Genomic DNA, 13,449 nt, shown 5'->3' with positions numbered 1-13,449 from the left:
GGTGGGGGAGTGCTCGACCTCACCGCCGACCTGAGCCCCGCACCGGAGCAGTCCCCGGTCGCCCCCGAATGGCACGACCCCGGTCGGTACTGGCCGCGCCTGTCCGCGGCGACGGGGCACCTGCCGGCCCCGGTCGCCGTCATCGATCGCGAGGCGCTCCGCCACAATGCCCTCGACATGCTGGTGCGGGCGGGAGGACTCCCGATCCGCGTGGCGTCGAAGTCCGTGCGCGTGCGCGCCGTGCTCGACGCCGTGCTGCAGTTGCCCGGCTATCGCGGCATCCTCGCCTTCACCCTGCCGGAGGCGCTCTGGCTCGCCGAGACGCACGACGACATCGTGATCGGGTATCCGACCGTCGATCGGGCCGCCCTCGCGGAGCTCTTCGCATCGGAGCAGGCGGCGCGCCGGATCACCCTCATGGTCGACGATCCCGCACAGCTCGATCTGATCGACAGCGTCGCCTCGTCTGAGCGCAGACCTGAGATCCGCGTCGCGATCGACGCCGACGCCTCGCTCCGATCTGCGGCGCTCGGTCACATCGGCGTCCGGCGATCCGCGTTGTTCTCGGCCGACGAGGTAGCGGCATTCGCGCGGACGATCGTGCGTCGTCCCGGCTTCCGCCTCGTCGGTCTGCAGATGTACGAGGCGCAGATCGCCGGCCAGGGCGACGCGGCGGGACCGGACGCCCCCGTGATCCGCCTGATGCAGGCGCGTTCGCGGGCCGAGCTGCGTGATCGGCGGGCCGAGATCGTCGGAGCGCTCGCCGGCATCGCGCATCTCGAGTTCCTCAACGGCGGCGGCACCGGATCCCTCGAATTCACGGGCAGCGACGAATCGCTCACGGAGGCGAGCGCGGGGAGCGGTCTGCTCGGCGGTCACCTCTTCGACGGGTACCGGTCCTTCCAGCCCGCCCCTGCGGCCGCCTTCGCCTTCGATGTCGTCCGCCGCCCGACCGCCGACATCGCGACCGTGCTCGGCGGCGGGTGGATCGCCTCCGGACCGGCAGTGGCCTCGCGGCAACCGAAGCCGGTCTGGCCCGCTGGTCTCCGCACGCTGCCGAGAGAAGCGGCGGGAGAAGTCCAGACGCCGCTGCAGGGGCCGAAGGCCGCGACGCTCGGGGTGGGCGACCGGGTGTGGTTCCGTCACGCGAAGAGCGGCGAACCGGCCGAGCGCATCGACAGCTATCACCTGGTGTCGGGGGACGAGGTCGTCGACGAGCTGCCCACCTACCGCGGCGAGGGGAAGGCGTTCCTATGACGCGGATCGGCGGCACCTGGCAGAACTGGGGGCGGTCGGCGCAGGTCAAGCCGCTGCGCGTCGAGCGCCCACGCAGTCCGGAGGGCGTTCAGCGCGCGGTGAAGGCCGCCCTCGCCCAGCGGTTGAGCATCAAGGCCGTCGGCGCCGGGCACAGCTTCACGGGAATCGCGATCGCTCCCGGGGTGCTGCTGGAGCTCGACGACATGCAGGGACTCGTCTCAGCGGATGCCGCCACCGGCCGCGCCACGCTTCTCGCCGGCACGCGGCTGCACCGCGTCCCGCGGCTGCTCGCGGCGCACGGCCTCGCGATGCAGAACCTCGGAGACATCGATCGTCAGTCGATCGCCGGCGCGATCTCGACCGGCACCCACGGCACCGGCGCCGGGTTCGGTGGCCTCGCGACCCAGGTGGTCGGCGTGACCCTCGTCACCGCGGAAGGGGAGTTCCTGCGGATCGACGAAGACCACCAGCCCGAGATGCTCCCCGCTGTCGCGCTCGGTCTCGGCGCACTCGGCATCATCGTCGAGGTCACGCTGCAGTGCGTCGCGGCTTTCGTGTTGCAGGCAGTCGACCGGCCGGAGCCGCTCGAGGAGGTGCTGGAGTCGCTCGATCAGCGGGTCGCGGCATCCGACCACTTCGAGTTCTACTGGTTCCCGCACACCGAGGTCGCACTGACGAAGCAGCAGACCCGCCTCCCTGAGTCGACCCGACGTCAGCCCCTGCCCCGCGTAGGGAAATGGGTCGATGAGACCCTGCTATCCAACGGCGTCTATCGAGCCGCCTGTGCCGCAGGGCAGGTGGTTCCGGCGGTCACGCCGCCGTTCAGCCGCCTCGCCGTGAAGGTCACCGGCGACCGCGAGTACACCGATCTGTCGCACCGTGTGCTGACGCAGAGCCGTACCGTGCGCTTCCGGGAGATGGAGTACTCCCTGCCCGCCGAGAACGTGGTGCCGGCGTTCCGAGAAGTGCAGGCCCTGATCGCGAAGCGCGGGTGGCGCATCGAGTTCCCCATCGAGGTGCGCTTCGCCGCGGCCGATGACCGGTGGCTCTCGACCGCGCACGGTCGTGCGAGCGGATACATCGCCGTGCACCGCTACTGGCGGGCCGACCCCACCGAGTACTTCGAGGCGGTCGAGCGGATCATGCTCGAGCACGACGGCAGGCCGCACTGGGGCAAGCTGCACACACTGACCGCCGAGCAGCTGCGTGAGCGCTACCCGCGGTTCGACGACTTCGTCGCTCTCCGAGACCGACTCGATCCGGAGCGACGCTTCGCCAACCGCTACCTCGACCGCGTCCTCGGCGCCTGACCCGGAGCGCACCGTCATGCGCCCAGTCGACGCGCAGACTGCGCCGATAGGATGAGAGAAACACGAGGAAGGGTGGGCCTCTGATGGAATGGCTCGTGCCGGTACTGATCGTCGTCGGAGTGATCCTGCTCGTCGGCATCTACCTGTGGGCGACGTACAACTCGCTGGTGCAGCTCAACGTCCGCGTCGACGAGGCGTGGAGCGGCATCACCGTGCAGCTCAAGCGCCGAGCCGACCTCATCCCGAATCTCATCGAGACGGTCAAGGGCTATGCCTCCCACGAAAAGGCGGTGTTCGAGAACGTCACGCGCGCCCGCGCGGAGACGCTGTCGGCCAGCGGACCGGGCGAGGCCGGCATCGCGGAGGGGCACCTTCAGCAGGCACTGCGCAGTCTGTTCGCGGTCGCCGAGGCGTATCCGCAGCTGCAGGCGAGCCAGAACTTCCTGCAGGTGCAGCAGGCTCTCGTCGACACCGAGGACAAGATCCAGGCGGCCCGTCGGTTCTACAACGGCGGCGTGCGCGAGCTGAACACGAAGATCAAGGTCTTCCCGAACAATCTGTTCGCCAAGGGACTCGGATTCACCGAGCGCGAGTTCTTCGAGGTCGCCGACAGCGGGGCGATCTCCGAGCCGCCGCGCGTGCAGTTCTGACCGCACGGCCCTCTCACCTGACGACAGCGGGCGACGACCTCACCACACCGTGATGTCGACGCCCGTTCTCGTGCGCTCGGCATCGCCGCGCACCGACCAGTTCTGCGTGCGATAGGTCTCGGTGCGCGGGGCGCCGTCCTGACCGGTGCCCGTGACCGTGGCGATCAGCTCGCCGCCCTGCGCGACGAAACCGTCATCGGTGAGGGAGACCTCCGGCATCCGCTCGATGCGGAACCGTGCGTCGGACACGGCTGCGAACTCTGTTCCCCACGGGATGCGAATTCCGCACGCCTCCGGCATGACACCATCGGGCGCACCCGCGGCCGCGCACTGCTCGAGGTGCTCGTCCACTTCAGCCTGAGCGGAGGCGAGCAGGTCGATTGAAGGGGTCGGCGTCGGAGCCGGACTCGCTGATGCCTCCGGTGCCGGGCGTGCCGTCGACCAGACGATCGCGACGATCGCGACGATCACAACGACCAGCGCCGCGCCGCCGAGGATCCACTTCGCGCGCCGAGTCACGGAGTCGCCTCTCTGGTGTGGACGTGTCGACGCACCGAGACGGCGGACCCGGCGGCGACGGACAGAGCGCTGAGGGCGCTGTGAAGGGCCTCCGCGGCCGTTCCCCAGCCCGAGACCGAGACGTGCTCCAGGCCCTGCCACGACGCAGCGAGCACGAGCTCGCTCGCGATGCGCTCGGCGTCCGCCTCGGCATGCGCCTGCGGCTCCCACCATGCCGACTGCACCTGCAGCGTCGACGTGGCCCGCTCGGCCTTCAGATCGACGCGGGCGACGACCCGGTCGCCGACCAGCACCGGAAGCGAGTAGTAGCCGTAGCGACGCTTGGCCGCAGGGACGTAGATCTCGATGCGGTAGTCGAGCTCGAAGGCGCGGAGCGCCCGCTCGCGGAACCACACCACGGGATCGAACGGCGTGAGCAGTGCGGCCGCGTCGATGCGGCGGGGGAGCACGGCATCGCGGTGCCGCCACGCCGCCAGGGGACGGCCGGCTCGTTCCCATCCGAGCACCCGGACGGGGAGGAGCTCACCCTCATCGACGAGGTCCGCGACAGCCCGGGAGATCGTGGCCCGATCGCGGATCCGGTAGTAGTCGGCGAGGTCGGCCATCGTGGCGACGCCCGACGAGCGTGCCGCCCGGCGGATCAGTTCGCGGATGGAGTCGTCGTACGACAGCTCGCGCGAACGGATGCTGTCGGGGATGACGTTCTCGGCCAGGGCGTAGCTCCGCTCGAACCCCTTCCTTCCGCTGATCGCCACGTCACCCGTACGCCACAGATGCTCCAGCGCCAGCTTCACGTCGTCCCAGTCCCACCAGGTGCCGCGCTCGCGAGGAGCGTCCGCTCGAAGGTCGGCCGGTCGCAACGGGCCTTGGGCGCGGAGCTCGTCGAGGACCCAGGAGATGGTCTGCGCGTTCTGACTCGCCCACGACTCCGGGTCCGCCCCGCGCCGCCGGAACCTCTCCATGCGGAAACGCCACAGCGGCCAGTCCTCGATCGGCATGAACGTCGCCTCGTGGGCCAGGTACTCCACGTAGCGGGTCGCGCGCGACAGGAACATCCGGTCGACCAGTGCGGGATCGTAGCCACCGAGACGGGAGAAGAGGGGAAGATAGTGCGACCGGGCGAACACGTTGACCGAGTCGATCTGCAGCACGCCCAGACGCTCCATGACCCGGTGGATGTGACGCGTCGAGGGCGCCGCTGGACGGGCGCGGGAGAAGCCCTGAGCCGCGAGGGCCATACGACGCGCCTGCGCTGAGCTGAGAGTGTCGGTCACCCGGCCAGCGTATCCAGGTGCTCCGACATCCGGGCCTCGGCGACGGCCCTCGACGCCTCGTCATGTTGCCGAACCGCGTCGGGGGAGCCTGGTCCAGCGCCGTAGACTTGGGCGATGAGCGAAGAGCAGCGTCCGCGGCTGAGAGACCTCTTCCGTCCGCGTCCGACCTCGACCGAGCGCACGGTCACGACGGCAGCCGATGAGGCGGTACCGCGCGGCCTGCGCATCACCGCCGCCTACGCATGGCGACTGCTCCTCATCGCGGCCGTCGCCGCCGGGTTCATCTGGCTCGTGATCGAGCTGAAACTGCTCGTGATCCCGCTCATGATCGGCATCCTCATCACCGCCCTGCTGTGGCCGGCGTTCCAATGGATGCTGCGACACCGCTTCCCGCGGTGGGCAGCGGTGGCGATCTCCATCATCGGCACCATCGCGATCGTGACGGTGCTCATGTGGCTGGTCGTCTGGCAGATCCGCCAGCAGTTGCCGGACGTGCAGCAGCGCAGCACGCAGGCGATCCAGGACTTCCGTCAGTTCCTCCTGAACGGACCTCTTCACCTGAGCGAGGCTCAGATCCAGGGGTACATCGATCAGGGTCTGCAGATCATCAACGAGCAGGCCCAGACCCTCCTCAACGGTGCGCTGGCCGTCGGAACCACCGCGGCGCACGTCGTGACCGGAGCGGTGCTGGCGCTCTTCATCCTCATCTGCCTGCTCGCTGACGGCGGCCGCATCTGGCGGTGGACCCTCCGTCTGTTCCCGCGCGCTGCGCGACCGGCGGCCGACGCCGCCGCGACGAACGGATTCGCGACCCTCGTCAACTACGCGCGCACCCAGCTCTTCGTCGCGGCCATCGACGCCGTCGGCATCGGTGCCGGCGCGGCACTCCTCGGCGTCCCGCTCGCCATCCCCGTCGCCGTCCTCGTCTTCCTCGGCTCGTTCGTGCCGATCGTCGGTGCGGTCGTGACCGGCGCGATCGCCGTGCTGCTCGCCCTCGTGTACAACGGACCCTGGATCGCTCTCGCGATGCTCGGGGTCGTGCTCGCGGTGCAGCAGCTGGAAGGACACATCCTGCAGCCGATCATGATGGGCTCGGCCGTCAAGGTGCACCCGCTCGCCGTGGTGCTCGTCGTCGCCGGCGGCTCGATGGTCGGCGGCATCCCCGGGGCACTGTTCGCGGTGCCCCTCGCGGCGTTCGTCAACGTCGCCGCGGTCACCATCAGCACGGGGTCGTGGCGCACCGGCGATCAGCCGGACGCCGACCTGATCTGGAGCACAGTCCCGCGCGAGCGGACACGGAGGAATCGATGAGCGCAGTCCCCAGCCTGACCGAGTTCGAGCACGCCGCTCAGAGTCTGGCTGAGGTGATCATGCACACGCCGACGCTTCCGTCGCGTGCTCTGACCGACGTGCTGGGTTCACCCGTGCTCCTCAAGATGGAGAACCTGCAGCGCACCGGTTCCTTCAAGATCCGCGGAGCCGCCTACCGCCTGTCGCGGCTGAGCGCCGAGGAGCGGGCGCGCGGCGTCGTGGCCGCGTCGGCCGGCAATCACGCACAGGGCGTCGCCCTCGCCGCCCAGGCGCTCGGCATCCCCGCGACGATCTTCATGCCGATCGGCGTCCCGGTGCCGAAGCTCCTCGCGACCCGCAACTACGGTGCCGAGGTCGTGCTCGAGGGCGAGACGGTCGCGACCTCGCTCCGGCTGGCCGCCGAGTTCGCGGAGCGCACCGGCGCCGTCCTCATCCACCCGTTCGACCACCGCGACATCGTGATCGGCCAGGGGACGCTGGGACTCGAGCTGCTCGACGACGCCCCCGACGTCGACACGATCGTGCTGAGCATCGGTGGTGGCGGCCTCATCGCCGGAGTCGCCGCGGCGGCCAGGGCGCGCGCCGCAGAGCGCGGGCGGGCCGTGCGGATCATCGGCGTCCAGGCGGAGAACGCGGCCGCGATGCTGCCCTCGCTCGAAGCCGGTGAACCCGTCGACATCGAGACCCGCCCGACGATCGCCGACGGCATCCTCGTCGCACGCCCCGGAGCGATCCCCTTCGGCATCATCAAGGACCTCGTCGACGAGGTGGTCACGGTCTCCGACGACGATCTGGCTCGGGCGATCCTCATCCTGCTCGAGCAGACGAGAGTCGTCGCGGAGCCTGCGGGCGCGGCCGGTGTCGCCGCGATCCTCGCCGGCAAGGTGCACTCGTCCGGCACGACGATGGCCGTGCTGTCGGGCGGCAACATCGACCCGCTGCTGCTGCAGCGCGTTGTCTCGCACGGACTCGCCGCCTCCGGCCGCTATCTCACGATCCGCATCCCGCTGCCCGACCGTCCCGGCCAGCTGGCGCGGGTCTCGGAGCTCATCGCCGAGGCAGGTGCCAACGTCATCGAGGCCATGCACACGCGCCACGGACACGGGCTGCAGATCAACGACGTCATCCTGGAGCTCAGCGTCGAGACGCGAGGACCCGAGCACTCCGACTTCACGCTGGAGACGCTGCGGCGGGAGGGTTTCGTGCCCATGGTCGTGCCCGACTGAGTTTCACTGGGCACCCGCTGGCGCGATTCGCGCAGGATTGCTGCAACAGGTGTCGGCGGAAGGCGTCATCGCAAGCGCGGCGCACACGACGAAGGCCCCGTCCGATCGGACGGGGCCTTCGTCGTGTCACCGGTCAGCCGGTGTAGGTCTCGACGTTGACGATCTCGACCGAGATCGAGCGGCCGTTCGGCGCCTCGTACGACGACTTGTCGCCGACCTTCAGCCCGAGGATGGCCTTGCCGAGCGGGCTCGCCTCGCTGTAGACGTCGAGGTCGCTGCCGGCTGCGATCTCGCGACTGCCGAGCAGGAAGACCTCTTCGCCGCCCGCGACGACGGCCGTGACGACCGTGCCAGGCTCCACGATGCCGCGGCTGGGCGGCGCCTCGCCGACCTTCGCGGTCTTCAGCAGACCCTCGAGGGTGCGGATGCGGGCCTCCTGCTTGCCCTGCTCGTCCTTCGCGGCGTGATAACCGCCGTTCTCCTTGAGGTCGCCCTCTTCGCGGGCGGCCTCGATGCGCTTGGCGATCTCCTCGCGACCCGTCGTCGACAGGTGCTCCAGCTCGGCGACGAGCCGGTCGTAGGCTTCCTGCGTGAGGAAGGGAACCTGAGCGTCAGTAGACATGACGAAGCTCCTTCATTCGGTATCCGCCGACGTTCCGCGGGGGATATGCCAAGACGCCCCGGCACGGTGCCAGGGCGTCGTCTGTCTGCCCCGAGTCTAGGCGACCCAGCAGCTGTTCACCAAACCCGTCGTCGCCTCCGCGACGGTCGGCACGGTGGTCGACAGCGCCTGGGAGTGGGAGTCGGATGCCGGGATCTCGACGACCTTCCAGCCCACCACGCCGAACTCCTCGTCGAGCGCTTCGACGACGCACACGACGTTTTTGCCCTGCACCCCGGTGATCTGGAAGCGCACGTCGACCGTGTGCTCGTCGACGAGGTCGAAGCCCAGATCGTCGGAGTCGACGCTGTTCATCTGCTCCGTCACGATCGACCAGCCGAAGGCCCCGACCAGGAGCGCGGCCACGACGATCAGCACGATCCAGGGCGTCCTCCGTCGGCGGGTGCGTCCATAGCGGTCGTCGAGCTGCTGTGCGGTCGTCACGGGGCGGGTCTTCCGGTCGTTAGGCTGGTAACTCCAGGTTATGCGACCTGCGCAGGAAAGGCAGACTCCATGCTCGCTCTGACCGAGACCCCGATGCCGACGCCGTCGATGACGGTGGCGCCCGAGTCGGTCACCCCCGGATTCGTCGGCTTCGCCGCCGTGGTGATCCTGCTCGTCGCCGTGATCCTGCTCATCCTCGACATGAACCGCCGGATCCGTCGCGTGCGCTACCGCGAGGAGGTGCGCGAAGAACTGGATGCCGAAGAGGCTGCGCGCGCGGCCGATGAAGCGACCGAGACGGACGCCGACCTGCCGATCGTGCGCGAGGGTGACGACGACCCTGAGAAGCGCTGACCCCCAGCTGCTAGGCGCCGAGCGACGGTGACAGCGGGTCGAGCGCGATGAGCAGGCACGCCGTCCAGTGGCACAGGAACGCCAGTACGGTGCAGACGTGGAAGATCTCGTGGAAGCCGAAGTGCCCCGGCCAAGGGTTCGGCTTCTTCAGCGCGTAGACCACGGCACCGCCCGTGTAGAGCAGCCCGCCGACGATGACGAGCACCATCATCGCGACGTTGGCGTTCAGCAGGTCGACGATGTACATCACTGCGGCCCAGCCGAGCAGCAGATAGAGCGCGACGTACAGCCAGCGGGGCGCGTTGATCCAGAACACCCGGAACAGGATGCCGAGCAGCGCACCGCTCCACACGAGGCTGAGCAACAGCATCCCCTTCTCCGGGGGAAGAGCGAGCACGGCGAGCGGAGTGTACGTACCGGCGATGAGCAGCAGGATGTTCGCGTGGTCGATGCGCTTGAGCACGACTTTGACCGTGGGACCCCAGTTGAAGCGGTGGTAGACCGCGGAGTTGCCGAACAGCAGCAGCGAGGAGGCCATGAACACGGCGGCCGCCCACTTGGCGGCACCGCCCTGCGCGAACACGATGAGCAGCACGCCGGCCGCGATCGCGACCGGGAAGGTCCCGGCATGGATCCAGCCGCGCCAGGTGGGCTTGAGCTCGACGTGCGCGTCGTCGGCCGCTTCCTCGAGCAGCGGGAGCTGGGGAAGGTCGGGGGCGGAAGCGTCGGGAGTGCTCACGTGCTCACTCTAGGTGGCGTGCCATTCCACCAGGCGTACATAACCTGAGAGCTCGTCTCAGATGCCCGGAAGCCGCTCTCGGGCATTCCCGAGCACCGCACGATAGCGTAGGGAGGTGATGTCACGCGATGGTCAGGGGCGGGGGCCGCTGTACCGCCTCTACACCAGTCGGCTGCGCCGCCACCTCGATCCGGCGTCCGTTCCGCATCACGTCGCCATGATGATCGACGGCAACCGTCGGTGGGCACGACAGCTCGGGTACGCCACTCCTGCGGAAGGGCATCGCGCGGGCGCGGCGAAGATGATCGAGTTCCTCGGCTGGTGCGATGAGCTCGGCATCCGGGTCGTCTCGCTCTACCTGCTGTCCAGCGACAATCTCCGCAAGCGCGACTCCGCGGAGCTGGCCGACCTCATCGAGATCATCGCCGAGCTCGCCGACGAGCTGTCACGGGAGGGGAACTGGCGGGTCAAGCACGTCGGTCGCTCCGACATCCTGCCGCCGGAGCTCGCACGCGTGCTCGAGGATGCGCAGGAGCGAACCAGGGATCACACGGGTCTGCACGTGAACCTCGCGGTCGGATACGGCGGACGCAACGAGATCGTCGACGCCGTGCGCAGCATCGTCACCGCTCACCAGGCGTCCGGCGGCACGATCGAGGACCTCGCCGCCCACCTCACCCCGGAGATGATCGGGGAGCACCTCTACACGGGCGGCCAGCCCGACCCGGATCTCGTGATCCGCACGAGCGGCGAGCAGCGACTCAGCGACTTCCTCCTCTGGCAGAGCGCGCACAGCGAGTTCTACTTCGTCGAGGCGCTCGGCCCGGATCTCCGGCAGGTGGACTTCCTCCGCGCGATCCGCGACTACGCGGATCGCGACCGTCGTTTCGGCCGCTGACCCCGACGGTGCGCGTCGACGATCCGTTCATCAACACGTAACGAATTGCTGGCGTGTCGAGCCGACCAAATGTCGGCGGCTGGTCGTAGCTTCTAGGCATCGGGCAAGGCGCCCGTCGAGTCGGCCTCAGGTTCGCGACTCGTGACCCCCTGGTCGACTCGTTCGAATAGCCGGGATTCCCCGGGTCGGGAGTGGGTCGTGACCTCACGTACAGCGCAGCAGTCCTCCAGCAGCACCGCGCAGCAGTCCACCCGTAAGACGACGAGTCGGGCCACGTCCGCAGTCCCTGATCAGGATCTGCGCACCTACGTGCTCGACACCTCGGTCCTGCTGAGCGATCCGCAGGCGCTGTTCCGGTTCGCGGAGCATTCCGTCGTCCTCCCGGTCGTCGTCATCACCGAGCTCGAGGGCAAGCGTCACGACCCGGAGATCGGCTACTTCGCGCGCCAGGCGCTGCGCCACCTCGACGACCTGCGAATCGAGCACGGCAGGCTGGACTTCCCCGTCGAGGTCGGCGAAGGCGGCACGCTCCGCGTCGAGCTGGCCAACGCCGACACGTCGGTGCTTCCCGCCGGCATCCGGTTGAGCGACAACGACAGCCGCATCCTCTCCGTCGCGATGCACCTCGCCCAGGACGGCCAGGACGTCACGATCGTGTCGAAGGACCTTCCGATGCGCGTGAAGGCCGCGTCGCTGGGCCTCCGCGCCGAGGAGTACCTCGCAGAGCAGGCCGTCGACTCCGGCTGGACGGGCATCACCACGCTCGACCTGTCGGGTGACGAGATCAGCGACCTGTACGAGAGCGAGGTCGGGATCAGTGAAGAGGCTCGCGGCCTGCCCGTGAACACCGGACTCATCATCCACTCCGAGCGGGGCTCGGCGCTGGGGCGCGTCACGGGAGACGGCGAGTACCGCCTCGTGCGCGGTGACCGCGACATCTTCGGCATGCACGGCCGCTCCGCCGAGCAGCGCATCGCCATCGACCTGCTGCTCGACCCGGAGGTGGGGATCGTGTCGCTCGGTGGCCGCGCCGGCACGGGGAAGTCGGCGCTCGCATTGTGCGCCGGGCTGGAGGCCGTGCTCGAGCGTCAGCAGCAGAAGAAGATCATCGTCTTCCGTCCGCTGTTCGCCGTCGGGGGTCAGGAGCTCGGGTACCTTCCCGGAGACCAGGGCGAGAAGATGGGGCCGTGGGGCCAGGCCGTGTTCGACACGCTCGGATCGGTCGTCTCCGGCAACGTCATGGAGGAGGTCGTCGAGCGCGGGCTGCTGGAGGTGCTGCCGCTCACGCACATCCGCGGGCGCTCGCTGCACGACGCGTTCGTGATCGTGGACGAGGCGCAGTCGCTCGAACGCAACGTGCTGTTGACCGTGCTGAGCCGGATGGGCCAGAACTCCCGGGTCATCCTCACCCACGACGTCGGTCAGCGCGACAACCTGCGGGTGGGACGCCACGACGGCATCGCCAGCGTGATCGAGACCCTCAAGGGGCACGACCTCTTCGCCCATGTGACGCTCATGCGGTCTGAGCGCTCGGCGATCGCCGCGCTCGTCACCGAACTGCTGGAGGGCGGCGAGCTCAGCTAGAGACCGGGACGGAACAGGCGGATGCCGCAGGGGCGTGTCCCTGCGGCATCCGTGTGTCTCGGGGCGGGGGCGGTGTGTGACACTGTGGGGGCCGACACGCCAGATCACGGACTCTTCGGGGCCGAATGGCCGGATGGTGGCGTGTCGGCCCCCGAATCGTCGCGTCTCAGGAGTGTTCGTGCACACGCACCGCGGCTCCCATGATCGCCGCCTGCACGGCCGGCCAGCCGTGCACGATCTGCGCGTAGCTGAAGCGCAGGGTCTCGTAGCCGGCGGCCGAGGCCGAGGCGTCCCGCATCAGATCACGGTGCCGGTTCGCGGCTCCGGTGTGATTCTCTCGTCCGTCCACCTCGATGATGAGGCGGTCGCCGATCACGAAATCGACACGACCCACGCCGTGAATCGCCACCTGACAGGCGAGCGTGAATCCGAGCAGATGGAGACGCAGTCGCAGCAGCGATTCGAGCCCGCTCTGCGCGTCCGTTCGAGCCAGGTCGACGAGCCACCGCGCGTACCGCGGAAGGGATCGACGGATGCGCTGAACCGCAGCCTTGCTGAGTCGGCGCAGGTTGAGCGCCGACTCCAGCGCGGCGAAGAACACCTCGTCACCGAGGCAACGGTGCACCTGCACAAGGGCTGTCTCGACGTCGACGACGCCCAGCGGGACGTTCCCGCGGAAGTAATGGCTGACGCACCGGCATCCGCTGTGGTCGAAGGCGCGACCGCGACGTCCGATCCAGACGTGCGGGCGATCGTCGTCGTCGAACACCCAGATCCCGTGGGTGCGCAGAGCAGCCGCGCAGGTGAGTGCGCCGCCGTGCAGCGCTGCTTCTCGGACCTGGCCCTGCAGCGACGTGGTCGCGAAGACGCCGGGACGCACGCGCTCGATCTCGCCGCGCCTCACCGCATGCGAGAGTCGTTGGCGCGTGACGCCGACGCCTTGGAGCGTGGTTCCTCGCGCGAGACCGCCGAGCGTGGTGAGGACATCGTGGGGTGAGAGCATCAGCCCAGGGTGGCCGTTCGGGTCCGTTTCCGAACCGGCGTTCGCGCCACAGGGCCGTTCTTGGGGACAGGTGCTCCGAAGACGTGTCGGAGCAGAAGAAGTGGCGTCACACAGAACGGGGGCCGACACGCCGGATGTCGGACCGGAACGCGCGTCCTGGTCGTGATCTGGCGTGTCGGCCCCCGAAGTGGGTGTCGGCCCCCGAAGTGGGTGTCGGCC

14 protein-coding genes are annotated in these 13,449 nt (G+C 69.1%); 8 read left to right on the top strand and 6 right to left on the bottom strand.

The annotated features are described in order from the left end of the window. The first annotated feature begins 9 nt into the window (after positions 1-9). From M3195_RS07045 to M3195_RS07035, 3 genes are all read left to right on the top strand, one after another. The gene (locus tag M3195_RS07045) at positions 10-1,257 is read left to right on the top strand and encodes an alanine racemase (RefSeq protein WP_251585966.1); all 1,248 of its coding nucleotides are present in this window, start codon (positions 10-12) and stop codon (positions 1,255-1,257) included. After that, positions 1,254-2,567, top strand: a complete 1,314-nt coding sequence (locus M3195_RS07040; RefSeq protein ID WP_251585965.1) for a D-arabinono-1,4-lactone oxidase — start codon at positions 1,254-1,256, stop codon at positions 2,565-2,567. Before M3195_RS07045 ends, M3195_RS07040 begins: the two co-directional genes overlap by 4 nt. Before the next feature lie 83 nt (positions 2,568-2,650). Continuing rightward, on the top strand, positions 2,651-3,217 hold the full coding sequence (locus M3195_RS07035; protein WP_050721493.1) for a LemA family protein: 567 nt from the start codon (positions 2,651-2,653) through the stop codon (positions 3,215-3,217). 39 nt (positions 3,218-3,256) lie between these two features. Here M3195_RS07035 and M3195_RS07030 read toward each other — a convergent pair whose 3' ends face one another. Together M3195_RS07030 and M3195_RS07025 are read right to left on the bottom strand one after the other, a co-directional pair. Then, positions 3,257-3,736: a hypothetical protein gene (locus M3195_RS07030; RefSeq protein WP_251585964.1), complete on the bottom strand. Its 480-nt coding sequence runs from the start codon at positions 3,734-3,736 to the stop codon at positions 3,257-3,259. Continuing rightward, entirely contained in the window at positions 3,733-5,010 is a 1,278-nt protein-coding gene (locus M3195_RS07025) for a winged helix-turn-helix domain-containing protein (RefSeq protein WP_251585962.1), read from the bottom strand. Before M3195_RS07025 ends, M3195_RS07030 begins: the two co-directional genes overlap by 4 nt. 114 nt (positions 5,011-5,124) lie before the next feature. On the opposite strand from M3195_RS07025, the gene M3195_RS07020 reads away from it, so the two are divergent. Next, the gene (locus M3195_RS07020) at positions 5,125-6,321 is read left to right on the top strand and encodes an AI-2E family transporter (RefSeq protein WP_251585960.1); all 1,197 of its coding nucleotides are present in this window, start codon (positions 5,125-5,127) and stop codon (positions 6,319-6,321) included. Further along, the gene (ilvA, locus tag M3195_RS07015; protein ID WP_251585958.1) at positions 6,318-7,547 is read left to right on the top strand and encodes a threonine ammonia-lyase; all 1,230 of its coding nucleotides are present in this window, start codon (positions 6,318-6,320) and stop codon (positions 7,545-7,547) included. Before M3195_RS07020 ends, ilvA begins: the two co-directional genes overlap by 4 nt. Positions 7,548-7,680: 133 nt before the next feature. Here the strand turns inward: ilvA and greA are convergent, their stop codons facing one another. Together greA and M3195_RS07005 are read right to left on the bottom strand one after the other, a co-directional pair. Next, positions 7,681-8,169 (bottom strand): transcription elongation factor GreA, encoded by a 489-nt coding sequence (gene greA / locus M3195_RS07010; RefSeq protein ID WP_251585957.1) that lies wholly within the window; start codon positions 8,167-8,169, stop codon positions 7,681-7,683. Between the two features lie 96 nt (positions 8,170-8,265). Continuing rightward, positions 8,266-8,652, bottom strand: coding sequence for a DUF4307 domain-containing protein (locus M3195_RS07005; RefSeq protein WP_251585955.1), 387 nt, complete (start codon positions 8,650-8,652; stop codon positions 8,266-8,268). Positions 8,653-8,721: 69 nt separating this feature from the next. On the opposite strand from M3195_RS07005, the gene M3195_RS07000 reads away from it, so the two are divergent. Continuing rightward, positions 8,722-9,006: a hypothetical protein gene (locus M3195_RS07000; protein WP_251585953.1), complete on the top strand. Its 285-nt coding sequence runs from the start codon at positions 8,722-8,724 to the stop codon at positions 9,004-9,006. Between the two features lie 10 nt (positions 9,007-9,016). On the opposite strand, the gene trhA is transcribed toward M3195_RS07000, so the two are convergent. After that, entirely contained in the window at positions 9,017-9,745 is a 729-nt protein-coding gene (gene trhA, locus M3195_RS06995; RefSeq protein WP_251585951.1) for a PAQR family membrane homeostasis protein TrhA, read from the bottom strand. Between the two features lie 118 nt (positions 9,746-9,863). Here trhA and M3195_RS06990 point away from each other — a divergent pair, with 118 nt between their 5' ends. Both M3195_RS06990 and M3195_RS06985 read left to right on the top strand, forming a co-directional pair. Further along, entirely contained in the window at positions 9,864-10,643 is a 780-nt protein-coding gene (locus M3195_RS06990; RefSeq protein WP_251586447.1) for an isoprenyl transferase, read from the top strand. A 198-nt stretch (positions 10,644-10,841) separates the two neighbouring features. Further along, on the top strand, positions 10,842-12,227 hold the full coding sequence (locus tag M3195_RS06985; RefSeq protein WP_374209307.1) for a PhoH family protein: 1,386 nt from the start codon (positions 10,842-10,844) through the stop codon (positions 12,225-12,227). A 166-nt stretch (positions 12,228-12,393) separates the two neighbouring features. On the opposite strand, the gene M3195_RS06980 is transcribed toward M3195_RS06985, so the two are convergent. Beyond that, positions 12,394-13,230 (bottom strand): type IV toxin-antitoxin system AbiEi family antitoxin domain-containing protein, encoded by an 837-nt coding sequence (locus tag M3195_RS06980; RefSeq protein WP_251585949.1) that lies wholly within the window; start codon positions 13,228-13,230, stop codon positions 12,394-12,396. Positions 13,231-13,449: the final 219 nt, after the last annotated feature.

The sequence above is a fragment of the Microbacterium hydrocarbonoxydans genome (genome assembly GCF_023715885.1).
In the GTDB taxonomy this organism is placed as follows: Bacteria; Actinomycetota; Actinomycetes; order Actinomycetales; family Microbacteriaceae; genus Microbacterium; species Microbacterium hydrocarbonoxydans_C.
The sequence above is the reverse complement of the archived record's forward strand: the minus strand, read 5'-3'. Positions and strand labels throughout refer to the sequence as shown.

Coding starts and splice junctions, on each gene's coding strand:
- M3195_RS07040 (WP_251585965.1), top strand. CDS start 1,254: ATGACGCGGATCGGCGGCACCTGGCAGAACTGGGGGCGGTCGGCGCAG.
- M3195_RS07035 (WP_050721493.1), top strand. CDS start 2,651: ATGGAATGGCTCGTGCCGGTACTGATCGTCGTCGGAGTGATCCTGCTC.
- M3195_RS07020 (WP_251585960.1), top strand. CDS start 5,125: ATGAGCGAAGAGCAGCGTCCGCGGCTGAGAGACCTCTTCCGTCCGCGT.
- ilvA (WP_251585958.1), top strand. CDS start 6,318: ATGAGCGCAGTCCCCAGCCTGACCGAGTTCGAGCACGCCGCTCAGAGT.
- greA (WP_251585957.1), bottom strand. CDS start 8,169: ATGTCTACTGACGCTCAGGTTCCCTTCCTCACGCAGGAAGCCTACGAC.
- M3195_RS07000 (WP_251585953.1), top strand. CDS start 8,722: ATGCTCGCTCTGACCGAGACCCCGATGCCGACGCCGTCGATGACGGTG.
- M3195_RS06990 (WP_251586447.1), top strand. CDS start 9,864: ATGTCACGCGATGGTCAGGGGCGGGGGCCGCTGTACCGCCTCTACACC.
- M3195_RS06980 (WP_251585949.1), bottom strand. CDS start 13,230: ATGCTCTCACCCCACGATGTCCTCACCACGCTCGGCGGTCTCGCGCGA.